This is a genomic window from Dyadobacter sp. 22481, assembly GCF_052044875.1.
Lineage (GTDB): Bacteria > Bacteroidota > Bacteroidia > Cytophagales > Spirosomataceae > Dyadobacter > Dyadobacter endophyticus.
Window position 1 is genome coordinate 299,645 of sequence record NZ_JBQENV010000004.1, and the last position, 24,643, is coordinate 324,287.

Here is a 24,643-nt window from a genome sequence, read left to right on the forward strand (position 1 = left end):
TGCCTGTGCCATTTCACCAATTCCGGCCGGGCGGTTTCCAGTTGTATTCAAGCATTTCAATTAAATTTTTCATTTCAAAATGACCAACAAGAACGGGATAATCGCGTTGACGATCGTCATCGCCCTTATTAGCGTCTATAATCTATCCTTCACTTTTGTGTCGCGCAATTTCAAAAGCAAGGCGGTGGCCTATGCAACCGATGCGAAAGGTGAGGTAGATGTGACCAAAAAACAGCATTATATCGACTCCCTGTGGCGTGAAGAGGTGTACCTCGGCCATACTTTGCAAGAAGTAACGGAGCGCGAACTGAACCTCGGCCTCGATTTGCAGGGAGGTATGCACGTGGTATTGGAAGTGGCACCCGCGGACATCCTGAAAGGAATGGCCGGCGGTAACGCACGCAGCGTAGCTTTCCAGAATGCGTTGAAAAAAGCCGGGGAAGATAAATCCGCCAACAACAGCACATTTATCAACCGTTTTGTAAGCGCTTATAAAGAAGCTGCTCCAAACACCAGCCTCGCTTCGGTATTCGCTACCAGCGCCAACCGCGGCAAGATCAACAGCAACTCGCCGGATTCGGACGTGATCAAAATGCTGAAAACGGAGATCGACGGTTCTATTGACCGCGCATTCCAGATCACACAGGCACGTATCGACAAATTCGGTGTAACGAACCCGAACATCCAGCGTCTGCCCGGCCAGAACCGCGTTTTGGTGGAGCTTCCGGGCGTGGATAACCCCGAGCGTGTTCGCCGCCTGCTTTCAGGTGCTGCAAAACTGGAATTTGCCGAAGTATACCTGACCAACGAACTCGGTGCCGGCCTCGAAGGCCTTGGCCGATATCTGACACAGCAAGCCGAAATCGAAAAAGCTGCTAAGAAAACGAGCGCACCTGCCGCTGCCGTTTCTACCGATACAACCAAAAAACCAACAGACGGCGGCCTGGCTGCCCAGTTGGAGAAGAAGGCGGATTCTACTGCCACCGATTCGGCTGCATTGGCCGCTCAAAGCGCTGCATTGACGAGCCTTTTCGTACCGATGCCACAGGGCCTTGGCGTTTACCTGAAAGACACCGCGCGCGCCAGCGAAATCCTACGCCGCCCCGAAGTACGCTCGCTTTTCCCTGCGGACCTTGTATTCATGTGGGACCGCAAAGGCACCGAAGCAGGTGGCAACCAGTTGATCCTGCCTTTGTATTTCATCAAGAAAAGCAATGGAGAAGCTGCCATGGAAGGTGACGTGATCGTGGATGCAACGCACGACTACGACGACCGTGGCCGTCCGGAAGTAACCATGCGTATGAACGGCGAAGGTGCACGCAAATGGCGTTCACTTACTGCCCGCAGCGTTGGCCGCCCGGTAGCAATCATCATCGATAACCTCGTTTACACTGCTCCAACCGTACAAGGAGAGATCCCTAACGGTAACTCGTCCATCACCGGTAGCTTCACTGTGGAAGAAACCAAGGATATGTCGAACGTGTTGAAAGCCGGTAAACTGCCAGCTCCAACGCACATTGTGGAAGAAGCCGTTGTAGGTTCTTCACTGGGTGCCGAGGCGATTAACGACGGTTTGTGGTCTTCTGCGGTAGGTCTTCTGATCGTTCTCGTCTTCATGGTGGCCTATTACAACCAGGCCGGATGGATCGCCGACATTGCCCTTTTGATCAACTTGTTCTTCCTTTTGGGCGTAATGGCTTCTCTCGGAGCCGTATTGACGCTCTCGGGTATCGCGGGTATCGTGCTTTCAATCGGTATGGCGGTGGATGCCAACGTACTGATCTACGAAAGTATCAAGACTGAACTGGCGGAAGGAAAACCATTTGCGCAATCGATCCGTGACGGCTTCAAGCATTCATTGACTGCTATCATCGACTCCAACGTTACCACGCTTTTAACAGGTATCATCCTTTACACATTCGGTACCGGTCTGGTATTGGGTTTTGCAACAACCCTGGTATTGGGTCTTTTGACATCTTTGTTCAGCGCGATCTTCATTACGCGACTGCTGCTCGAACAAAAGCTTAAAAACGGCAAAACTTTCGCATTCACGAATACACTGACTAAAGGCTGGTTTCAGGACAATCATTTCGACTTCGTTTCGCAACGCCGCCGTTTCTACATCATTTCCGCGATCATCATCGCAATCGGTGTAGGTTCATTTATATTCAAAGGTTTCGGTTTGGGTATCGACTTCAAAGGTGGCCGTTCTTATGTGGTGCGTTTTGAAAACAATGTGGATGCGGATGCACTCCGTGCCAACATGGATGAGGTACTTGGCTCGACTACGGAAGTAAAAACTTTCGGAGGACAGGATCAGGTGAAAATCACTACACCTTACCTTATCGAGGATACGACCCCGGAAGCTGACCAGAAAGCGGAAACGAAAATCATTGAAGCAACCAAGAAAATCGCCAACAACCCTGCCAAGATCGTTAGCTCGAACAAAGTAGGTCCTACCATGGCGAAAGACACATTGTGGAGCGCAGTTTACGCGGTATTGCTTGCATTGGCAGCCAACTTCGTGTACATCCTCATCCGTTTCAAACGTGTAGCATTCTCGTACGGTGCGGTAATGTCCCTCGCGCACGACGTGGTGATCATCCTTGCGATCTTCTCGTTGTTCAACGGCTGGTTACCATGGTCACTGGATATCGACCAGGCATTCATTGGCGCGATCCTGACTATGATCGGTTATTCGATGAACGATACCGTCGTAATTTACGACCGTATCCGTGATTACCTGGCCGACGAAAAGTCGCGCGGGCAAAACCTGTCGACCGTTATCAACAACGCGTTGAACAGTACTTTGAGCCGTACGGCTGTAACCGGTATCTCGGTAATCCTCGTATTGATCGTTCTGATGATCTTTGGTGGAGCCGTGATCCGTGGTTTTACCTTCTGTATGCTGCTTGGGGTAATCGTGGGTACTTACTCTTCACTCTTCGTAGCAGCACCGATCGTGGTTGACTTGCTGCAACGTTCACAGAAGAATGAGCCGGCACCGGCGGTAGCGACTGACGCTGCGGCGGCGGCAACGAAAAAAGTTAAGGCTTAATATAAAAGAATAAAAGAGGGTAAGTTTTGCACTTACCCTCTTTTTCTTTGGTGTCTATACGTAGTTAGCAAATTTTCTTTTAGCTTTATCAGACCATCATTTCTACAACAACGAACTTAATATATGGCAAGTCAACTCTGGATTAAGAAACCACTTGAAAAACTAATGCAGGAGTCCTCCGGTGAGGGGAACCAGCTCAAACGCACGCTAGGGCCCGGAAGCCTGGTTGCGCTCGGGATTGGTGCTATCATCGGCGCAGGTCTATTTTCCATCACGGGGGGAGCAGCCGCGAACCAGGCTGGCCCTGCCATCACCATCTCCTTTATCGTAGCGGCACTGGGCTGCGCATTCGCCGGTCTGTGCTATGCCGAATTCGCATCCATGATCCCGGTTGCGGGTAGCGCCTACACCTACTCCTACGCCACCATGGGCGAGTTTATCGCGTGGATCATCGGCTGGGACCTTGTATTGGAATATGCGGTGGGTGCGGCCACGGTCAGTATCAGCTGGAGCCGGTATTTAGTCAAGTTTTGCGAGGGTTTCGATGTGCATTTACCCACGGCACTCACCGTGGGTCCGTGGGATGGTGGGATCATCAACCTGCCTGCTATCTTCATCGTCATCCTGATGAGCTTGCTGCTGATGAAAGGAACGCAGGAAAGTGCAACCGTGAATGGTGTCATCGTAGGTCTGAAAGTAGCCGTCGTGATCATCTTCATCATCCTGGGCTGGAAATACATCAACGAGTCGAACTACGTACCTTATATCCCCGACAATACGGGCAAATTTGGTGAATATGGTTTCAGCGGGATCATACGAGCCGCCGCGATCGTGTTTTTCGCCTACATTGGTTTCGACGCCGTAAGTACCGCGGCGCAGGAGGCCAAAAATCCAAGAAAAGACATGCCGATCGGTATCCTAGGATCGCTAGTAATCTGTACTGTTCTTTATATTCTTTTTGCGCATGTGATGACCGGTGTAACCCCATACACCTCATTCAAAGGCCAGGACGGTATCGCACCGGTTGCGGTGGCGATCGAATCCATGGGCACGCCTGACGCCAGCGGCGCCATTCACCCGGATTACCCCTGGCTGAACCGCGCGATTATCGTGGCGATCCTTGCAGGTTACGCATCTGTGATCCTGGTAATGCTTTTGGGACAGAGCCGCGTGTTTTTCAGCATGAGCAAAGACGGTTTGCTGCCACGCGTATTCTCGGCGGTACACCCTAAATTCCAGACACCCGTCAAAAACAATACCATGTTCCTGGTATTCGTAAGCCTTTTCGCGGCATTCGTACCTGCGCGGGTAGTAGGAGAAATGACCAGTATCGGCACATTGTTCGCATTTATCCTTGTTTGTATCGGCATCATCGTGATGCGTAAGCAAATGCCGGACGCGCCGCGTGCATTCAAAACACCGCTCGTGCCATTGGTTCCGATACTCGGTGTTGCCACCTGTTTCTTTATGATGGCGTTCCTGCCGCTCGATACCTGGATCCGTCTGTTCGTGTGGATGATCATCGGTTTCGATGTGTATTTGTATTATGGAATCAAAAACAGCTTCCTGTCGAACAGGTTACCAGCCTCTATTGCAGCGGGTAGCAAAACGGTGGCGCTGGTGGGTATCGTACTGGCTGTTATGCTGGCCGTTATCGCCTATTTCCACCACCTGCAAACCGAAGGTGCTGATACGGGTATTTACTACTTCTCCATGGTTTTCGCCCTGATTCACCTTGTGATGTTCGGTGTGGCGCAAACGAAGAAAGCAGCGTAATCCTTAAAACATAAAAGAAAAGAGGCCATTCCGCATTGGAATGGCCTCTTTTCTTTTATGGGCAAATCAATCCTAAAATCTGGACAACACTTTCTCAGAGACCGTCTGCCCGATGGAGAGCGACGATGTTGCCGCGGGGGATGGTGCATTGCACACGTTGATAGCCGTTTTATTTTCGATAATGGAAAAATCATCCAGCAAACCACCGTCGTAGTCGCATGCTTGGGCGCGTACGCCCGAGCCGCCGGGAATGAGGTCTTCGCTCTGGATCTCGGGGATCAGGCCTTGTAAGGCTTTGGTGAATGCCGCTTTTGAAAACGAGCGGTAATATTCGCCTAACCCGGTACGCCAGTATTTCATCGCCACCTTCTGGAAGCCCGGCCACGAAAGCGATTCCAGCATCTCCGTTACATCAATGTCCAGCTTGCCATAACCCTCTCTTTTGAACGCGAAAACCGCATTCGGCCCCGCTTCAATCCCGCCCTCGATCATTCGCGTAAAATGCACGCCCAGGAATGGAAAGTTGGGATCAGGAACCGGGTAAATGAGATTTTTGACCAGGTAATGCTTCTCTGGACGGATCTTGTAATACTCCCCTCGGAAAGGGATAATGCGGACGTTGATATTCTCCGGCTGCGTAAGCTGGGCCACTTTGTCGGAATACAAACCCGCGCAGTTCACGACGAGTTTTGTTTCAAAGATCTTACCGCTAGCCGTAACCACTTCCGAATGTGAATTGCGGTTTTTTACGTTGGTTACCTTCTCGCCAAAAACGACTTCGCCATCGAGTAGCCGAAATTTTTCCGCATACTTTTCGCACACCGTTTTGTAATCGATTATGCCGGTATAAGGCACCCAAATGCCTTCAAGCCCTTTCACATGCGGCTCGATTTCTTTCATTTCCCCTTCGGAGATCATACGGTTGTTTACCAATCCATTCTGATTTCCGCGCTCAAACAGGTTTCGCAGCAACGGGCGCTGCGCTTCGGTGGTCGCTACCACTATTTTTCCACACAAATCATATGCGACACCTTCCTTCTCGCAGAAATCGATGAGCATCTGGTAGCCGCGGATGCAATTGGTCGCTTTCAGGCTGCCGGGTTTATAATAAAGCCCTGAGTGGATCACACCACTGTTATGGCCGGTCTGGTGTTTGGCTACCTCATTTTCCTTTTCGAGCAGAAGCACCTTCAATGCAGGTTTCTGCTCTTTGATCCTCAGCGCTGTTGCAAGGCCTACGATCCCGCCGCCTATAATGGTAATGTCGTACATATATTCAAATACTTTTTTCTCACTTAACCGGGGAAGGATATTTTCCCCATTGAAACGCCCGGGACACCTTTCTTTTCGCCGAAATACAAGGCCTCCCCTGCAACTGCCTCATTCGCCAGGACCGCAAACAACACCGCTTCCTTTGCGTCACCTGACACCCCCAGCTCATCGATCAGGCGAATATGGCGGCCAAGTAACTCACCAATCGCGCTCATCAGCACCGGGTTATGCGCGCCGCCGCCGCTGGCGTACATTTCAAATGCTTCGCCTGCGGGCATCGCGTCGCGTATTGCTTCCGAGATCGCTTCCGCACTGAATTGCGTCAAAGTAGCAATTAGGTGGTTGGGAGCAATCCCACCACGACCCGAGACCTGCATTGCATTTTTCACGTAATCCACGCTGAACACCTCCGGACCGGTGGTTTTCGGAAAGGGCTGTTCGAAAAACGGTGAATCTTTAAGTGCTTTCAGCAACGCTTCATCGATGGCACCGCTGGATGCAATGCTGCCATTTTCATCATAAGGCTTCCCGAAATGCAGGCGTATAAATGCGTCGATCAATGTATTTCCGGGGCCGGTGTCGGTGGTAAAAACGGCCGAGGTGTCGAGGTTACCGGGCAGGAAAGTAAAGTTGGCAATACCGCCCATGTTCAGCAATATCCTGCTCTCCCCCTTTTGAGAAAACAGAAAATAATCGCCATACACGGCCAGCGGTGCTCCTTCCCCGCCTGCTGCGATGTGTTTTTGCCTGAAATCGCTAAGGGTAATGATACCGGTTTTGACGGCAATATGGTCACCGTCTCCGATTTGTAATGTTGCATTGGGAAAGCCTGCAATTCCGTGCTGCTTTTGCGGGGCGTGGAAAACGGTTTGCCCGTGACTCGCGATTAAATCGACTTCCGAAGTAGGAATCCCCCATTCTGAGAGGCATTCGAGGATCATTTGTGCGTGTTGCAAACCAATGAAGGGGTTCAGCAAGCAAAGCTGTTGAAAATCGATCTGCCTTTTAGCAAAAATCTCGCGCACGGCGTTCCTGAAACCATCCTCATAAGGAACAGTCTTGAAGTGTTCCACCTTCAGCCGCGTTTCCGGGCCGCTCCCCACGACGTGGCAAAGCGCCACATCCAGCCCGTCGAGCGAGGTGCCGGACATGAGCCCGATGATCCTGCGCGAGGGCTTGCGGCTCAGCGCGTACAGCTTTTCAACGTGTTCTTTCACAAGCGGTATTGCTAAAAAACGGGCCAGCCTTTGAATGAGCTGGCCCGATTGGATTTCTGGGAAACAGTATTACCCGTTGTTTTCGCCTCCGGGAGGCGCTCCACCAGGTTTTGGTCCGGCTCCCGACGGAGCGCCGGAAGGTTTCTGTTGCCCCCTGTTCCGGTTGTTCCTATTATTCCTGTTTCCTTCGTTACTATTCCTGTTTCCCTCGTTGTTGTTGCCCTTATTCCGGGGCTCTCCACTTGGGTTGTTGTTCCCTTTATTTCTCGGCTCGCCGCCCTGATTCCCCTTATTCCGCTGGCCTTCGTTGGGGTTATTGCCTTTGTTACGCGGTTCTTCTCCCGAATTATTGCCTTTATTGCGAGGTTCCTCTCCGCCGTTATTGCCTTTGCTTCTGGGCTCTTCTCCGGAGTTATTGCCCCGGTTCCGTTGCCCCTGATTTTGGTTGTTACCTTTGTTTGAAGGCGCATTACCGGCATTATTTCCGGGATTACCATTTCCCGGCTCATTCCCCGGGTTCTCAGCAACGCTGTTCTCAGGCCCGCCGTTTCCACGGTTTTTACCTGAACGGCTCTTCTTCTTTTTCTTTTTCCTCTGCTCGTCGCTGTACTTTTTGTCCAGATTTTCCAGGTCACTGTTCAGTTTGCCGGGGACTCTATCTGCACCTTTTTCGGCCTCGGGCGTCAGGATTTCGAGTGATTCAGGGATAATATCCTTTTTATTCAACTCAATAATTTCCAGGACCTTGTTGATGGGCACAGGATACCAGTTCGTATCCTTATCAAACCCAAACCACATGATCTTCTTGAAAATATCCGTCTTCTGCAATGTAGCAACGCCCTTTTTTGTTTTCAGGGGTGCCTCCACCGCAGGGATATCCCGCAATGCGTCGATGTACGTTTCCAGCTCATAGTTCAGGCAGCATTTCAGCCTCCCGCATTGCCCCGAAAGCTTCGCCGGGTTTAGCGATAGGTTCTGATAACGCGCCGCAGCAGTTGAAATATTCTTAAAATCGGTGAGCCAGGTCGAGCAGCAAAGTTCGCGGCCGCAAGAGCCTAATCCACCCAAACGGCTCGCTTCCTGCCGCAGACTGATCTGCCGCATTTCGATACGCACTTTGAACTCCGAAGCGAGCATTTTGATGAGTTCCCGGAAGTCCACACGCTCTTCGGAAGAATAGTAGAATGTCGTTTTGGTATTGTCCGACTGGTATTCCACATCCGAAAGCTTCATGTTGAGCTTCATATCCCGGATAATCTCACGCGTGCGGTAGAGCGTAGGCATTTCACGCGCCATCGCCTGTGTGGACTTGTCGAGATCCTTCTCCGTCGCGATACGATAGATCACATGCAGGTCGTCGTTCATCTGGACAGCCTTGCGCTTCATTTGCAAACGCACGAGTTCTCCCTGCAACGATACCGTTCCAATATGCTGGCCGGAAGCCATTTCACAAACCACATAGTCGCCTGTGACGAATTCCAGCTGATTTATATTCCGGAAATATTCCTTTCTGCCTCCTTTGAACTTGACTTCGACTACATCAAAACGCTGTCCCGACGGCACGTCCATATGACTGAGCCAATCGAAAACATTCATTTTATTGCATCCGCCTGTTCCGCAGCTTCCACTACTTCCACATCCGGCGACGGCCGTACCATTAGTACCGCAGCCTCCCCCGGATGAACATGATCCACATCCCATAATTTCTCCGCTTCATCAATCGTTATAACGAATTAAATCCACGCCAATATCGTGCCGGAAATATTTCCCTTCATATTGCACTGCCTGCGCAGCCCGCTGTGATTTATGCACCGCGTTTTCGAGGGAATTGGCCAGGCCGGTCAATGCCATAACCCGTCCTCCGTTTGTCACGACTTCGGCGTTTGCATTAAAAGTGGTACCCGCATGGAATACATGCACATCATCCACTTTTTCTGTTCCCGAAATCACTTTTCCTTTTTCATAATCCTCAGGATAACCGCCCGACACTACTACGGTGGTCACGGCCACTTGCGGTGAGATCTGCAAATCGAAATCTTGCAGGGTACCTTTGGCAGTCGATGCCATCAGCATTGCAAAATCCGACTGGATACGCGGGATTACTACTTCGGTTTCGGGATCGCCCATCCGGACGTTGTATTCAATCACATAAGGCTCGCCTTTAATGTTCATCAAACCGATGAAAATAAAGCCCACGTATTTGATACCCTCGGTTTGAAGGCCGTATAGTGTTGGTTTAACGACCTTTTCTTCCACTTTCCGGATAAAATTCGTATCCGCGAACACCACTGGCGAAACGGCGCCCATTCCACCCGTGTTGAGGCCTGTATCGTTCTCTCCGATACGCTTGTAATCCTTCGCTTCGGGCAGGATTTTGTAGTGCTCTCCATCAGTAAGCACGAATACCGACAATTCTATCCCTTTAAGGAATTGTTCAACGACAACTTTGTTACCCGCCTTGCCAAATTTGCCGTCCAGCAGCATTTCGCGAAGCGCTTCCGTGGCGTCCGAATGCTTCTCGGCGATGATCACCCCTTTGCCGGCGGCCAGGCCATCGGCTTTCAATACGATCGGCAGCGACTGGTTTTCCAGGTATTCCAAACCTACTTCCAGCTCTTCGGCCGTGAATGTACGAGATGCAGCGGTTGGAATGCCGTATTTCTGCATGAATTGCTTGGAGAAGTCTTTGCTGCCTTCCAGCTGTGCACCTGCCTTGTCGGGGCCGATGATGCGTACTTTGGATAAATCTTCCCGGGCATTAAAATAATCGACTACTCCGTTCACCAGCGGTTCTTCGGGGCCTACGATCACAAGTTCGACATTATTTTCAATTACCGCGTTGGCAATCGAGTCAAAATCGTTGTAAGAAATGGATAGGTTCGTTGCCACGCCCGCTGTCCCGGCGTTTCCGGGAGCCATAAACAAGGTGTCGCAAAGAGGGCTTTGGGCTATTTTCCAGGCAAAAGCGTGTTCTCTTCCGCCCGAGCCCAAGATGAGTATGTTCATAACAGGTTTTAAAAATTCAAAAATACTGATTGTCCGGCAAGTATTCCGGGGGTGCTAGTTGGCTAGTTCCGACAAAAACTTGATCCGCATCAGCCGCAATTCTTCTTCACTGACTTCCTCGCCTTCAAATTCATTCAGCGCAGTGCCGATGTTGTCGGTCTCGGCGGTCATAAAATAATCGTAAATATCCTGCTGGCGCTCGCGGTCGATCACCTGGTTGATATAATAATCCAGATTGAGCTTCGTACCGGAGTAGCAAATGTGTTCCACTTCTTCGATCACGTCAGCCAGGGCAAGGTCCTTCACTTCGGCAATCTCGTCGAGACTTACCTTCCTGTCGACCTGCTGGATGATAAAAATCTTGATTTTAGATTTGTTAACCGTGGATTTGATCACCACGTCCTTCGCCGTTTCAATCTCGTTCTCCTCCACATAACGCGAAATGAGCTCGATAAACGGCCGGCCGAACTTCTGCACCTTCCCCATTCCCACGCCGTTGATCTGCGCCATTTCCTGCTGGGTGGTAGGGTAGGTTGTGGCCATTTCTTCCATCGAAGGGTCCTGGAAGATTACGTATGGGGGCAGGTTTTTCTCCTTCGCTACCTTTTTACGCAACGCTTTCAGCATTCCGAGCAACGCCTCGTCGTAAGCATGCGCACTGCCGCTTCCATTCACGGATTCCTTATCGTCGTCCTCCGGCTTCACTTCCTCCTCGTCGAAGTTGTGATCTTTTTGCAACGTAACCGGGTAAGGATCGTTCAGGTATTTGGCCCCTTTTTCACCCAGTCTGATCACTCCGTAATTCTCGATGTCCTTTTCGAGGTAATTCAGGATCACCAGCTGGCGTATCGCGGACACCCAGTAATCACGCGATTCATTCAGTTCCAAACCTTTACCAGAAACTTCCAGCTGATCGTGTTCGTAGCTTTTCACATACTGATTGTCGGTGGCGGTCAGCAGATCGGCAATATGGTCGGCGTCGAAGCGCTGTTCTGTCAGCGATACCGCTTTAAGGATCAGGATCACATCGTCCTGCACTTTCAGCTTCTCGGTCGGCTTGTTACAATTGTCGCAGAAGCCGCAATCTTTTTCGAGGTATTCCCCGAAATAGCTCAATAGCTGCCGGCGACGGCAAATGCCCAGGGTCGAATAGGCTACCATTTCATTCAGCAAATGGCGCGCATTGTCGCGTTCGGTAACGGTTTTATCCTTATTGAATTTTTCGAGCTTCTGGATATCGTCGTAGCTGTAAAACATCAGACAATTCCCTTCCAGCCCATCACGGCCCGCACGCCCTGTTTCCTGATAATAGCCTTCCAGCGACTTGGGTACATCATAATGGATCACAAAACGCACGTCAGGCTTGTCGATCCCCATTCCGAATGCAATTGTAGCCACGATCACGTCGCACTCCTCGTTCAAGAACGCGTCCTGGTTGCTCATCCGTGTATTGGCATCGAGGCCCGCATGATACGGTAATGCACGTACGTCGTTGACATTCAAAAGCTCCGCTACTTCCTCTACTGTCTTCCGGCTCAGGCAATACACGATGCCCGACTTCCCTTTGTTGTTACGGATATAGCGGATCAGCTGCTTTTTGACATCCTTTTTCGGACGAATTTCGTAGTAGAGGTTTTTCCGATTAAAAGAAGATTTAAACGTCTCAGCCTCTTCCATTTGCAGGTTTTTACGAATATCCTGCTGCACTTTCGGCGTAGCGGTGGCCGTGAGCGCAATAATCGGTAGCTTGCCGATATTCTCTATAATTCCGTAAATCCGGCGATATTCAGGACGAAAATCGTGGCCCCATTCCGAAATACAGTGGGCTTCGTCGATAGCCACGAACGAGATTTGTACTCTTTTGAGAAAATCGAGATTATCTTCTTTCGTAAGCGATTCAGGGGCAATGTAAAGCAGTTTGAGACTTCCGTCGAGCGCATCGGTCTTGACGCGTGTCATTTCAGCTTTGGTAAGCGTGGAATTCAGGAATTGAGCGTTGATACCGAACGCAGTAAGCTGGTCGACCTGGTTTTTCATCAGGGCGATCAGTGGCGAGATCACGATCGTCAGTCCGTCGCTGACGAGGGCAGGAAGCTGGTAGCAGAGTGACTTGCCTGCGCCCGTGGGCATGATCACAAATGTATTTTTACCTAAAAGGATATTTTGTATGATAACTTCCTGATCTCCGCGGAACTGACTGTATCCAAATATTTCTTTAAGCTTCCCTTTTAACGTGTCTGTTACGACTTTATCAACCTGCTGTACCATACTCTGTTCACAAAATGGTTATTCCAAACTTCCCTATCTTTGCGCTTTGAAATAAATAATGACTTTTTGTCTCTTTAAACTGTCTTTCAGATTTGAAATTAATAAAAAATATTCAGTCAACCGCAAAAGAAGTATTACGTCAGGAGGCAGAAGCGCTGCGTAATCTGATTGAATTGATCGATGATGAATTTGAAAAATGCGTATATGCCATTTTACATTCCGGAGGACGCGTTGTTGTCTCTGGTGTGGGTAAAAGCGCCATTGTAGGACAGAAGATTGTAGCGACGCTGAACTCCACCGGAACGCCGGCATTATTTATGCACGCGGCCGACGCAATCCACGGCGATCTGGGTATGATTCAGGACAACGACGTGGTGATCGTCATCTCCAAAAGCGGCGATACGCCCGAGATCAAAGTGCTTGTACCCCTGTTAAAACGGACCGGTGTGCAAATGATCGCGATGGTAAGCAACAAGGACTCTTACCTGGCCAAAAACTGCATTCTTACGCTTCATGCATACGCTCCGGCGGAAGCGGACCCCCTCAACCTCGCACCCACAACCAGCACTTCGGTGACAATGGCCCTGGGCGATGCGCTCGCGATATGCCTGCTCGAAGCACGCGGCTTTACACACGACGATTTCGCGCGGTACCACCCCGGCGGCTCGCTCGGCAAGCGGCTTTACCTTAAAGTCTGCGACATTTACCCGCATAATGCATTACCAACTGTGACCGAGCAGGCCACATTGCAGGAGGTGATTCTCGAAATGACCTCGAAACGGCTGGGTGCAACGGCAGTCGTCGCGGAAAACGGCGATATGGCTGGTATCATCACCGACGGCGATCTTCGCAGAATGCTAAAAACTTATGGCGCAGCCGGCTTGCTGGATCTCCATGCCAGCGATATCATGACAAAATCACCGATTACGGTTTCTCCTGATGAATATGCGGTGAACGCACTGGAAGTAATGCAGTCTAAAAGCATTACCCAAGTGGTGGTGGTCGAAGAGGGTAAGGCGCTGGGCTTTGTGCATTTGCACGATTTGCTGAGAGAGGGGTTGGTATAACCCAGTTGTCACGCCGAGCGGAGTCGAAGCGCGGTACTGTTACCGCGCTTCGACTCCGCTCGGCGTGACATACTATACTATCTGAAGCGTTTCGATTGCTGCACTGCGCGCTCGTCTTTGCGGATGAAGCGGTTGGCAAAAACATTGGCGAGCATTGCGCCTACCAGCCCGTAGAAGCCGATATCGTATTTGCCTGGCAGTTCCGGATCGAACAACTTGGCAGTTTTGTAGAAAGTAAAATAGATAACGAGCCCCATGAGCACCGTTAGCAATATCGAATTAACCGCACAAAGTGCCGATTGAAGCACGCGGTTTTTGAATTGCAGGATCGAATAGGCACCTATACCCGCCACCAGGATTGCCAGCGCAACGAGATAATATACCGGCTGAACATTGGACTGCACTTCGTTGATCTGATGATGCAGTTTCAGGGCCGTCAGTTCGGCACTTTGTCCTCCCGCTAACGCTACTTTCGACCAGATCGGGAATGCGAGAAAAATACCCATTCCAATGACGACCATTGCCAGGAAGATAGTTTGAATACGTTGTAACATGCTTTTTTAAGAGTTGTTCTTTTTCAAATGATCGGCAAATTTAGGTAAAGACGGCATTTGCCGGAAATAGGATCAGGAAATCACCTCACCATAGAGGTCAAATTCCTCGGCCGAAGTTACTTTCACCTGCGCATAGTCGCCCAACCGCACATACTGGCTTGCCGGAACGAGTACCTCATTGTCGACCTCGGGTGAATCGTACTCGGTACGGCCAATGAAATAGCCGCCTTCCTTACGGTCGAAGAGCACTTTGAAAGTTTTGCCGATTTTCTCCTGGTTAAGCTCCGCCGAAATACCCTGCTGCAATTCCATGATCGCGTCGGCACGCTCCTGCTTCACTTCCGGGTCGATATCGTCCGGCATTGTGAATGAATGTGTATTATCCTCATGCGAGTATTGGAATGCACCCAGGCGATCGAAACGCATTTTTTCAACAAACTCGTAAGTTTCATCGAAAAGCGCTTCTGTTTCGCCGGGATGACCGACGATCAGCGTTGTGCGCAATGCGATATCAGGCACTTTGTCGCGGATAGCATGGATGAGCGCTTCGGTTTTCTCACGGGTAATGCCGCGACGCATCAGTTTCAACATTTCCGTTGAGCCCGATTGCAGCGGCATATCGAGATATCTGGCGATATTGCTGCGCTCGTTCATCACATCGAGCACGTCCATCGGGAAGCCTGCCGGATAAGCATATTGCAAACGGATCCAGTCAATGCCTTCCACATCCGAAAGGTTACGGAGCAGGTCGGAAAGGTTTCTTTTTTTGTAAATATCCAGGCCATAGTAAGTCAGGTCCTGGGCAATGAGGATCAGCTCCTTGGTACCACGTTTCGCCAGCGATTTGGCTTCTTTTACCAGGTCCTCGATCGACCGTGAAACGTGTCCTCCGCGCATGAGCGGGATCGCGCAAAACGAGCACGGGCGGTCGCAGCCCTCGGCGATTTTCAAGTACGCATAATGCGCTGGCGTCGTGAGCAGGCGCTCGCCTACGAGTTCATGTTTGTAATCGGCTTTCAACGTTTTGAGTAGCCGCGGCAACTCGTTGGTCCCGAACCAGGCATCCACTGTGGGTATTTCAACCGAAAGCTCGTCCTTGTACCGATGCGACAAGCAACCTGTAACATAAACCTTATCCACCATTCCGGCTGCTTTGGCATCGGCGTAGCGCAAAATCGTGTTGATAGATTCCTCCTTCGCATTGTCGATAAACCCGCAGGTATTGATCACAACAATCTGCGAATCATCCTTTTTAGATTCGTGGTCCACTGCGAACCCGTTTCCTTTGAGCTGCGTGTACAGCACTTCCGAGTCCACGAGGTTTTTGGAGCAACCCAGCGTCACGATATTGACTTTATTCTTGACTATTCCTTTGGTTTTCATTGTAATGAGCTGTCGGCTATCGGCTGTCAGCTATCGGCTTTAAATGTTTGGAGCGGCGTTCACATCAAAGTGACTGATAATGAACGGCCAAATGGGGTGCAAAGTTCGGAAAAAATCAGACAGGAAGCACTATGGAATAAAAGGAAATCGCTTACGCTTAAATTCGGTCGGGATTTTCTTGAAATACTCCTGAATGACCCACGCGTGTCTCTTGTGTGCCGCACCAGCCGCCAGATGCCCCAGCCAACCGGCACAAATACGCCTAAAAAGATGATCAGTGTTTCCATAGAAAAGAGGTACCTGAGAACAACCTGCCCTAAGATACCTCTTTTAAATATTGCTGAAACAATAACAGCCCGAACGGTTACAATATCCGACCAGTGGCTATTATCCAATTTTCTTGAATAGCGAATCCACGAACTCTGCACGGTCGAAGACCTGCAGATCGTCCATTTTCTCGCCTACGCCGATGTATTTCACCGGGATTTTGAATTCGTCCGAAATACCGATTACAACGCCGCCTTTCGCGGTTCCGTCAAGTTTGGTAATGGCTAATGCTGTTATATCGGTCACTTTGGTAAACTCGCGCGCCTGGATCACGGCATTCTGGCCGGTACTGCCGTCGAGAACGAGCAAAACTTCATGCGGAGAGTCGGGGATGATCTTTTGCATGACCCTTTTGATCTTCGAAAGCTCGTTCATCAGATTGACTTTCGTGTGTAAACGGCCGGCGGTGTCGATGATGATCACATCCGCGCCGGTCTCAGTGCCCTTTTTCAATGCATCGAAAGCTACGGCCGATGGATCAGTGTTCATCCCATGGTCTATTACCGGCACATTCACCCGCTGGCCCCAGAGTTTCAGTTGATCTACGGCCGCCGCGCGAAAGGTATCCGCCGCGCCGAGTACCACTTTGTGTCCACGTTGGTGGAACTGGTGCGCCAGCTTACCGATCGTCGTCGTTTTACCTACCCCATTTACCCCTACAACCATAATCACATACGGCTTCGGCAAATGCTCGGTTTCGAAGCTGTCCTGGATATCCACCGATTTATTCTCCGTGAGCAATGCAGCTATTTCCTCCCGCAAAATGCCGTCGAGCTCGGCGGTAGATGCATATTTATCTCTGGCTACACGTTCTTCGATGCGCTTGATGATCTTTACGGTCGTTTCCACGCCCACATCCGAGCTCACCAATATATCTTCCAGTTCATCCAGAACGTCCTCATCGATGGTGGTCTTACCCACGATGGCGCGCGAGAGTTTGCCAAAGAAGCTATCCTTGGTTTTCTCGAGGCCCTTATCTAATGTTTCTTTTTTCTCCTTTGAAAAAAAGCCAAATAAACCCATAGTAATGATACATTTATGGCTCAAAAATAAAACAAAAAAGTCCCGGACAGGGACTTTTTAATAACTCAATATCAAAACTTAGGATAACCTTAGTTTTTCAATGCACCCTGTACACCGTCCAGGGGAACGATTTCTTCTTTGAAGGTATAAGCTCCTGTTTTAGGAGATTTTACGGCTTTGATCACTTTCGCAAATGCTTTACCGCCTTCTTTTTTCAGGGTAGCAACTACTTTCTTTGCCATGTCTGTATATCAGTTAGAAGTTATATTGTTAATGATTAACTGTTCCGCGCTTACCCAGTTATTGTTCAGCTTCACGTGACAGTTAACGGGTAACAAAACGAACTTACTTAATTTCTTTGTGGAGTGTATAACGTCTCAGGAAAGAGTTGAATTTCTTCAATTCCATACGGCCTGGCGTATTTTTCCGATTTTTTGTGGTCACGTAACGTGACATGCCTGGAACACCGCTTTCTTTTTGTTCTGTGCATTCCAATATGACCTGTACTCTATTGCCTTTCTTAGCCATTGCTTTACATCGTTTTACAAATAGGAGTGCAAAAGTAAAGACATTTTACTTTACTCGCAACAGTTCCAGACAAATAAACAAGAAATTTTCCTGATTTTAATAAATGCTGTTCCCGGATAAGCGATTGTCGGACAATAGGATAGAATCGGGAGTTTGAACGAATCGTCCGAATTTCTGCCCTGTGCATGACGGAAATCTAACGCAAACTTGCTTTCTTCGTGGTTGATTTGGTATCGCAACCTTAATCTGGCGAAAATTCTTAAAAATTAACACAATGACACTCAAAAAAAGCGCTTCTTTGGCCGTGATGGCCCTGGCAGTCTCTTTCTTCATCGGTTGTTCTTCCAAAGAAGACCGTGACAAATATGATCAATGGTACGGCTCAGGAAGCAAAGCGCGGGAGGAATCAGCCCTGGTGAAGCTTCAAAGCGATAGAAAAGCAGCAGCTGAACAAGCAACGGCGGCAGCAGCCGAAAAAGCGGCAGCACCCGCGGCAACGCCAGCAGCGCCCGGTGATACCACCGCCAAAGCCGCTCCCGCAGCCGATGCACCCGCAGCGGCCCCAAAACGTAAACCAGTTCCTGCCGATGTTTCCGCATTGTTGAACAAACATGCCTGCTTCGCTTGCCACCAGGCTTACGACAAGGTGATCGGTCCTGCTTATTCGGAAGTAGCGAAGAAAAAATATACGCCCGACCAGATCGTAGAACTGGTTCACAATCCAAAACCTGAGCACTGGCCTGGCTATCCTCCGATGGCGCCTCTGGCTCACGTTCCAAAAGCTGACATCGTCGTTATCGCCAACTGGATCAACTCGCTCTGATCACCGGCAATACCTGCTATATTCCATAAAATACGGGTCGTTCATGCTATGGACGGCCCGTATTTGTATCTTTGCGAAAGCATTAGTAATATAATATGAGTCAAACCGCAATTCACCCCGCTGACGTTACCGATGAACTTTTGGCCACTTATGAAACCGTAATCGGCCTCGAAGTACATTGCCAGCTTCTGACGGAATCCAAGCTGTTTACCCGAGATTTCAACATTTTCGGCACAGAACCCAACACCAATATCGGTCCGCTGACGATCGCTTTGCCGGGAACTTTGCCCAAAGTCAATAAAAAAGCCGTTGAATACGCCATCCGCCTCGGTATTGCCTGCGGATGTTCGATCAGCAAAAGGACGATTTTCGACCGCAAAAATTACTTTTACCCCGATCTTCCGAAGGGTTACCAGATTTCGCAGGACAAAAAACCGATCTGCGACCAGGGCGGCGTCAATATTTCCTTCAAGCACGACGGTAAATTCATTGAGAAAACCATTCGTTTCCACCATATCCACTTGGAAGAAGACGCAGGGAAATCGGTGCACGACGGCAGCCATACCGAAACAATGCTCGATTACAACCGCGCCGGAACACCACTCGTAGAAATGGTATCGGAACCCGATTTGCGTTCTGCGGAAGAAACCGGAGCATTTGTGACCGAGATTCGCCGCCTGGTGCGCTACCTGGGCATCAGCGACGGCAATATGGAAGAAGGTTCCCTGCGCACGGACGTGAACGTGTCCTTGCGCAAGAAGGGCGCTGCCGAGTATGGTACGAAAGTCGAGATCAAAAACATGAACTCGATCCGCAACATGATGCGGGCCATCGCGTTCGAAGAAAAACGGCAGGCTGCCATGCTCGAAAACGGCGAGGCGATCCAGCAGGAAACGCGGATGTTCGACGTGGAAACCGGGCAGACTTACGGCATGCGCGTGAAGGAAACCATGAACGACTACCGCTATTTCCCCGATCCCGATCTGAGCCCGGTAGTGGTGTCTGATGAATGGCTTGAAAGCATCAAATCGAGCATGCCCGCATTACCGCACGAACTGCGCGAAAAATTTGTCAAACAATACGGTATTCCGGCTTACGATGCCGCGGTACTAACCGATACCCGCGAACTGGCCGAATATTTCGAAGCTGTTTGTGCCAAAACCACCCATTTTAAAACCGTGTCGAACTGGCTGATGGGCCCGGTGAAATCGTACCTGAACGATCACCACGGCGACATCGCGCATTTCCCGATCAGCGCCGGGAACCTGGCGGCACTCGTCGAACTGAACGAGTCTGGTGCCGTGAGCCATTCGGTGGCTGCACAGAAGGTTTTCCCGGTCATGCTGGCCGAGCCGAACCGCCAGCCATCGGAGATCGCCGCGTCAAATAACTGGCTGCAAAACAGCAATACAAACGAGCTTGAAACGTTGGTAGATGAGGTAATCAGCGCCATGCCGGACAAAGTTGAGGCCTATAAAAAAGGCAAAAAAGGGCTTATGGGATTGTTTGTCGGCGAAGTGATGAAAAAGTCGAACGGAGCCGCAGATCCCAAGCTTGTGAACCAGTTGCTGGCGCAAAAGTTATAGGTCACACATTTGATAATCAGTTACAGAAGATCATGAAGCATTTTATTCAACAGAGTGCATTGATTTTGGGCGGCGCGTTGCTGAGCTTCCAGGTCATGGCGCAGATCGAACCGAAAGACTTTACCGTCAACGGAAAGGTTAAAAACGGCTCCAAAGGCGAAAAAGTCATTCTGTCGCAATCCACAGCAGCGGGATCTTCTGTTAAACTCGATTCTGCGCAACTGGGCGCCGACGGCAGTTTCGCTCTGAAAGGTGTTGAGAAGGACCGCGGCAGCTTTTTTACCATCAATATCGCCGACAGACAGAAATTCCCCTTGCTCGTGGAAGGCGGGGAAACATTTAATGTAACGGCCGACGGCACGACGCGCGACGAGAAAGGCAATGGCGGAAAGGTGTCCATCACCGGTTCCAAAAACATGGAATATTATGCCAAAGTCGACCAGCTGATGCAATCGTTTTCTGCAAAAGTGACGAGTTGGAACGAAGCATATGCGGTTGCGGAAGAGAAAAAAGATACCAAGAAAATTCAGGAAATACAGCAGGCCTACCAGGCCGCAGAGAAGGAAAGGGTAACCGCATTGCGCCAGATGATCCCCGAAATGGGCACGTCGCTCATCGCGCTTTTTGCAGCGAACAACTTCCTGACCCCCGAGAGCGACCTGGACGTTCTGAAAAAGCTGGCCGACGATTATTCCAAAGTAGATCCTGTGCCCACATTAGCAAAAGGTTTTATAGGTTCTGTTAAGAGAATGGCCGGCCTTGCGGTAGGTGAGCAGGCCCCCGACTTCACACTTGCCAGCCCGGAAGGCAAACAAATCGCGTTGTCCTCGTTGCGCGGCAAATATGTGCTGATCGACTTCTGGGCCTCGTGGTGCGGACCTTGCCGGATGGAGAACCCGAATGTGGTGCGCATGTACGGCAAATTCAAGGATAAGGGCTTCGATATCTTCGGCGTATCGCTCGACGACAACGAAAAGGCCTGGAAAACAGCTATCGAGCGCGACAAGCTGACCTGGCTTCATGGGTCGGAATTGAAGAAATGGAATTCGGGCGTAGCGCAGAGTTATGGCGTCAATGCGATCCCGGCTACATTCCTGCTCGATAAAGAAGGGAAAATCATTGCAAAAAACCTTCGCGGCGCGGCGCTTGAAACCAAGCTAACCGAGTTGCTAGGGGCTCAGTAATACACTTTTTGGTTAATAAATAATAAAATCCGCAGAGTTGATCCTGCGGATTTTTTGCTTTACAAGTCTTCCAGCTGGTAATGAAACAGCAGCGGATCGGGGTATTTGAATTCGTATTGATAAGTTTTTGAAAATTTATCCCCTGAAATCAATTTGAATGCCGGGCGCTGTTCCGGTATTTTGAACGTCGGCGCTTCCCAGCCGAATTGCGAACAGGAATCCACATAGACCTCAGCGCGTGTTGGATGAAACGGCGCGGTGATATTCAATGTTTCGTTGTGAATACCCTGCTGGATAATGGCTTGAATAATGCCCACCGCATCGTCGCGATGAATGTAATTCACGGGAATATCTCCGGTAGTCAGGTCCTTTTGGCCTTTTACATACTTCCCCGGAATACGGTTGCACCCCAGCAATCCGCTCAATCTCAGTACAGTAACCGTCTTTTCTGGTCTTAATGCGGATATGGCATTTTCGGCGGCAACCATTTCGGGTTGGGCCGAATGCTCCGGCAATTGTACATCCGATTCAACCGCCCTCTGGCTCAAATCCCGGTAAACGCCGGTTGAGCTGACAAAGACAACTTCCTTCACCGGGGACTTTCGGATTGCTTCGGCCACCATCCGCATTTGTGCGGCGTAATTTCCGGCCACATTCTGAGACATGCGAGGCGGAATGGAAATAACGATAATGTCCGATTCGAAAAACGGCTCGGAAATGCCTACGTCCAGTCCCGCTTCCGGGTTGAGTGGTAGCAGGTAACCCCCGATCCCCACAGCCGCAAATTGATCGAGCTTGTGCTGCGAAGTAGTACTGCCTTTTACGACCGATGTAATACCGCTGCTCAGTAACCGTTTAGCTAATGAAAACCCGAGCCAGCCGCAGCCCAGGATGCTTATGCGTTTTTTTTCTACTTTTGAAACTTGTTCCGACATATAATTTCTCTCCACCAAATGGTTTATTTCAAATCCTTATTGTGCATTCTTGTTGCAGCTTTCTTCCAATTCTCGTGTAAAACGGACCAGCGCAGGGAAGCCGACACCAGCAATATCCGGTTTGAACTCGTTTCCAAGAATCTCGATGAGGAACTGTTCTCCTGCAAATCGGTGGAAGATGTACAAAAGTTCCTCGATGGTCATCCCTATCTTGCAAAAGCCTATTTTACAGATGCACCCGTGGAACCGGCCAAACTGGCTGCGCATTTGTTTTCGATCCTGCAAAACCCCGATTTACAAGGCTTTCGCTCGCAACTGGATTCGATCATCGGCGACCGTAAGACGCGCATTCTGAACCCGCTTTCGGATGCATTCAAGCAAATTAAATACCATTATCCCCAATTCAGGATTCCCGAAGTCAATTTTATAGTCACGGGCTTCACCGGCAATGACCTCTACATTTCCGATTCGCTGATCGTCATCGGCCTCGATTATTTCGGCGGCCCGGCTGCACGTTACCGGCCCAATGTATATGATTACCAACTCCGCCGCTACCAGCACGATTACATTGTTCCCTCGATTATCTTCTTCGAATCGAACCAGTTCAATAACATGAATGCCGGCGACCAGACATTGCTTTCTGACATGATCGGTTATGGCAAGGGCTACGAATTTGTAAAAGAGGTAATGCCTCAAACGCCCGACAGCCTTATCATCGGTTATTCGGAAGGAGATCTGAGCAAAACCTACAATAGCCAGACCGACATCTGGGCATATTTTATTTCCAGTAAGCTCCTGTACGAAAAAAGCGATCTGAAAAAACGAAAATTCATCGACGACCGTCCATTTACGACCGAAATTGGCAACAAGGTACCGGGCGCCATCGGCCGATGGGTCGGTTGGCGGATCGTGAGCCGTTTTTTGGCGGAGAACCCGGACACTACGCTGCCTCAATTGATGACGATTGACAATGCCGGCCGAATTTTGCAGGAATCGGGATATAAGGGGCAGACGGACGAAGAAGAGTAAGTTTTTTACTTACTTTTGCGTCAAACCATTGTTCAGATAGCATTTAATGCCTTTTACGCTCATCATTTTCCTACTGTTGGTGCCCGGTTTTGTCGTCATCGGCGTATACCTCGAACGGAAGGTTTCGGCCTTCATTCAGGATCGTCTGGGGCCTATGGAAGTAGGGAAATGGGGATTGTTGCAGCTGTTCGCTGATTTGCTCAAACTGCTTCAAAAAGAAGATATTGTACCCAAAGCCGCCGACCGGCGGCTGTTTCTGATCGCCCCGTTTATCATTTTCATATCTGTTTTTGCAGGATTTGCGGTAGTACCACTTGCTCCGGAACTGGCGGGCTCGGGTGCAGCAGTGGGTGTATTCTTCCTGCTGACGATCGTTTCCGTAGACGTAATCGGTCTGCTGATGGCCGGATGGGGTTCCAATAACAAGTTTGCATTGTACGGCGCGATGCGCGCCGTGGCGCAGATCGTGTCTTACGAAATACCGCTGGGCCTTTCCATATTGTGTGTGATCATGCTTACGCAGACGCTCGATTTGCAGGTTATCAGCTATCAGCAAGGCATTTTCTCCCCGGAAACGGTTTACCTTTTCGGGATACGGGAACTGGGTATCGATGTGACAGGCGTAGGGGGATTTCTTTCCTGGAATATCGTACGCAACCCATTCTTGCTGATCGCCTACGTTGTTTTCTTCATTGCTTCACTCGCCGAATGTAACCGTGCACCCTTCGACCTTCCCGAAGGCGAATCGGAGCTGGTAGCAGGTTTTCACACCGAATATTCAGGGATGCGCTGGGCATTGTTCATGCTTTCGGAATATGGTATGATGCTGCTGGTGTCGCTGCTGGGCGCCATTCTTTTTCTTGGAAGCTGGAACACGCCACTGCCCAACATGGGTCCGATAAAACTGGCTGACTGGACAAGCGGTGAACCGGGAACGTGGTTTGGCTACGTTACGGGCATATTCTGGCTGCTGTCCAAGGCATTATTCGGCATTCTGATACAGATGTGGGTGCGCTGGACGCTACCGCGCCTGCGCGTAGATCAGCTCATGTACCTGGGCTGGAAGGTCCTCACGCCCGTAGGCCTTGTATTGTTCTTTATTTCAGGAGTTTGGCGTTTGATCGGGGTATGATCATTTGACGATCTCCGCCCCGTCCAGAATGTAGTTCATCTGGTAAATATCATCGGCATTGAGTTTCAATGTGCCTGTAAAAGTAAGCCGTTCATCGGTTTTAAATTTCTTCCCGTCCTTCTTCTTGAAATTCAGGGTCATGACCGTTTCCGGACCTGCGCCGCCGCAAAAAAAGCACGCGCTGAACGGAAATGCAGACAATACGTACAAATTGGCTTCCAGGTCGACCGGTAAAATATAACCCGTAATGGCAACCTGTTGGTTTTTCAGCTTCTGCACGCTTGGCCCGAACGTCGGGTGCAGCATGTAGATCGACTCTTCGGCATACCATTTCTTTTTGAAGGTAACGTCCCGCAGGGTTTCCCACGTCAGTTTCACCGGTTCAACCGCCGGTTTGAAAGCAAGCAGTGAAACGATGCAGAAGAACAATATGCTGATTTTGACAGATTTCATTAGTATTCCAATTTTGTATTAC

General features: G+C 50.0%; 20 protein-coding genes. 8 read left to right on the plus strand and 12 right to left on the minus strand.

Translation table 11 applies throughout. The features are described 5' to 3' along the window. The first annotated feature begins 79 nt into the window (after window positions 1–79). On the plus strand, window positions 80–3,058 hold the full coding sequence (gene secDF / locus ACTJJJ_RS27315) for a protein translocase subunit SecDF (RefSeq protein WP_440703611.1): 2,979 nt from the start codon (window positions 80–82) through the stop codon (window positions 3,056–3,058). A gap of 123 nt (window positions 3,059–3,181) precedes the next feature. Next, on the plus strand, window positions 3,182–4,834 hold the full coding sequence (locus ACTJJJ_RS27320) for an amino acid permease (RefSeq protein WP_188938641.1): 1,653 nt from the start codon (window positions 3,182–3,184) through the stop codon (window positions 4,832–4,834). Window positions 4,835–4,906: 72 nt separating this feature from the next. Here the strand turns inward: ACTJJJ_RS27320 and lhgO are convergent, their stop codons facing one another. The 5 genes from lhgO to recQ all read right to left on the minus strand — a co-directional run bounded on the left by lhgO (window position 4,907) and on the right by recQ (window position 12,597). Beyond that, window positions 4,907–6,106 carry an L-2-hydroxyglutarate oxidase gene (gene lhgO / locus ACTJJJ_RS27325; RefSeq protein WP_440703612.1) on the minus strand — a complete coding sequence of 400 codons (1,200 nt, stop codon included), beginning with the start codon at window positions 6,104–6,106 and terminating at the stop codon, window positions 4,907–4,909. Between the two features lie 23 nt (window positions 6,107–6,129). After that, window positions 6,130–7,323, minus strand: a complete 1,194-nt coding sequence (locus ACTJJJ_RS27330) for an anhydro-N-acetylmuramic acid kinase (protein WP_440703613.1) — start codon at window positions 7,321–7,323, stop codon at window positions 6,130–6,132. A 69-nt stretch (window positions 7,324–7,392) separates the two neighbouring features. Continuing rightward, window positions 7,393–8,919: a regulatory iron-sulfur-containing complex subunit RicT gene (gene ricT, locus ACTJJJ_RS27335; protein WP_440703614.1), complete on the minus strand. Its 1,527-nt coding sequence runs from the start codon at window positions 8,917–8,919 to the stop codon at window positions 7,393–7,395. Between the two features lie 120 nt (window positions 8,920–9,039). After that, on the minus strand, window positions 9,040–10,329 hold the full coding sequence (purD, locus tag ACTJJJ_RS27340; protein WP_440703615.1) for a phosphoribosylamine--glycine ligase: 1,290 nt from the start codon (window positions 10,327–10,329) through the stop codon (window positions 9,040–9,042). Window positions 10,330–10,383: 54 nt separating this feature from the next. Further along, the gene (recQ, locus tag ACTJJJ_RS27345; protein WP_188938645.1) at window positions 10,384–12,597 is read right to left on the minus strand and encodes a DNA helicase RecQ; all 2,214 of its coding nucleotides are present in this window, start codon (window positions 12,595–12,597) and stop codon (window positions 10,384–10,386) included. A gap of 92 nt (window positions 12,598–12,689) precedes the next feature. Between recQ and ACTJJJ_RS27350 the strand changes: the two genes are divergently transcribed. After that, window positions 12,690–13,664, plus strand: a complete 975-nt coding sequence (locus ACTJJJ_RS27350; protein ID WP_440703616.1) for a KpsF/GutQ family sugar-phosphate isomerase — start codon at window positions 12,690–12,692, stop codon at window positions 13,662–13,664. Window positions 13,665–13,741: 77 nt separating this feature from the next. Here the strand turns inward: ACTJJJ_RS27350 and ACTJJJ_RS27355 are convergent, their stop codons facing one another. The 5 genes from ACTJJJ_RS27355 to rpmG form a co-directional block, all read right to left on the minus strand. Further along, window positions 13,742–14,218 (minus strand): DUF4293 domain-containing protein, encoded by a 477-nt coding sequence (locus ACTJJJ_RS27355; protein WP_188938647.1) that lies wholly within the window; start codon window positions 14,216–14,218, stop codon window positions 13,742–13,744. Window positions 14,219–14,290: 72 nt separating this feature from the next. Next, window positions 14,291–15,601 carry a 30S ribosomal protein S12 methylthiotransferase RimO gene (gene rimO, locus ACTJJJ_RS27360; RefSeq protein ID WP_188938648.1) on the minus strand — a complete coding sequence of 437 codons (1,311 nt, stop codon included), beginning with the start codon at window positions 15,599–15,601 and terminating at the stop codon, window positions 14,291–14,293. Between the two features lie 387 nt (window positions 15,602–15,988). Then, on the minus strand, window positions 15,989–16,951 hold the full coding sequence (gene ftsY / locus ACTJJJ_RS27365; protein ID WP_188938650.1) for a signal recognition particle-docking protein FtsY: 963 nt from the start codon (window positions 16,949–16,951) through the stop codon (window positions 15,989–15,991). An 89-nt stretch (window positions 16,952–17,040) separates the two neighbouring features. Further along, entirely contained in the window at window positions 17,041–17,193 is a 153-nt protein-coding gene (locus ACTJJJ_RS27370; RefSeq protein ID WP_015813059.1) for a DUF4295 domain-containing protein, read from the minus strand. Between the two features lie 103 nt (window positions 17,194–17,296). Then, the gene (gene rpmG / locus ACTJJJ_RS27375) at window positions 17,297–17,479 is read right to left on the minus strand and encodes a 50S ribosomal protein L33 (protein ID WP_015813060.1); all 183 of its coding nucleotides are present in this window, start codon (window positions 17,477–17,479) and stop codon (window positions 17,297–17,299) included. 274 nt (window positions 17,480–17,753) lie between these two features. On the opposite strand from rpmG, the gene ACTJJJ_RS27380 reads away from it, so the two are divergent. From ACTJJJ_RS27380 to ACTJJJ_RS27390, 3 genes are all read left to right on the plus strand, one after another. Further along, window positions 17,754–18,302 (plus strand): c-type cytochrome, encoded by a 549-nt coding sequence (locus ACTJJJ_RS27380; RefSeq protein ID WP_188938651.1) that lies wholly within the window; start codon window positions 17,754–17,756, stop codon window positions 18,300–18,302. 95 nt (window positions 18,303–18,397) lie between these two features. Beyond that, window positions 18,398–19,888: an Asp-tRNA(Asn)/Glu-tRNA(Gln) amidotransferase subunit GatB gene (gatB, locus tag ACTJJJ_RS27385; RefSeq protein WP_440703617.1), complete on the plus strand. Its 1,491-nt coding sequence runs from the start codon at window positions 18,398–18,400 to the stop codon at window positions 19,886–19,888. A 32-nt stretch (window positions 19,889–19,920) separates the two neighbouring features. Beyond that, on the plus strand, window positions 19,921–21,072 hold the full coding sequence (locus ACTJJJ_RS27390; protein ID WP_229223309.1) for a TlpA disulfide reductase family protein: 1,152 nt from the start codon (window positions 19,921–19,923) through the stop codon (window positions 21,070–21,072). A gap of 59 nt (window positions 21,073–21,131) precedes the next feature. Here ACTJJJ_RS27390 and ACTJJJ_RS27395 read toward each other — a convergent pair whose 3' ends face one another. Further along, window positions 21,132–22,007: an NAD(P)-binding domain-containing protein gene (locus ACTJJJ_RS27395; protein ID WP_440703618.1), complete on the minus strand. Its 876-nt coding sequence runs from the start codon at window positions 22,005–22,007 to the stop codon at window positions 21,132–21,134. 18 nt (window positions 22,008–22,025) lie between these two features. Here ACTJJJ_RS27395 and ACTJJJ_RS27400 point away from each other — a divergent pair, with 18 nt between their 5' ends. Then, the gene (locus tag ACTJJJ_RS27400; protein WP_440703619.1) at window positions 22,026–23,036 is read left to right on the plus strand and encodes a gliding motility protein; all 1,011 of its coding nucleotides are present in this window, start codon (window positions 22,026–22,028) and stop codon (window positions 23,034–23,036) included. Window positions 23,037–23,082: 46 nt separating this feature from the next. Next, entirely contained in the window at window positions 23,083–24,168 is a 1,086-nt protein-coding gene (locus tag ACTJJJ_RS27405; protein WP_440703620.1) for a complex I subunit 1/NuoH family protein, read from the plus strand. On the opposite strand, the gene ACTJJJ_RS27410 is transcribed toward ACTJJJ_RS27405, so the two are convergent. Beyond that, window positions 24,169–24,621, minus strand: a complete 453-nt coding sequence (locus ACTJJJ_RS27410; RefSeq protein WP_188938656.1) for a DUF3299 domain-containing protein — start codon at window positions 24,619–24,621, stop codon at window positions 24,169–24,171. Between the last annotated feature and the right edge of the window lie 22 nt (window positions 24,622–24,643).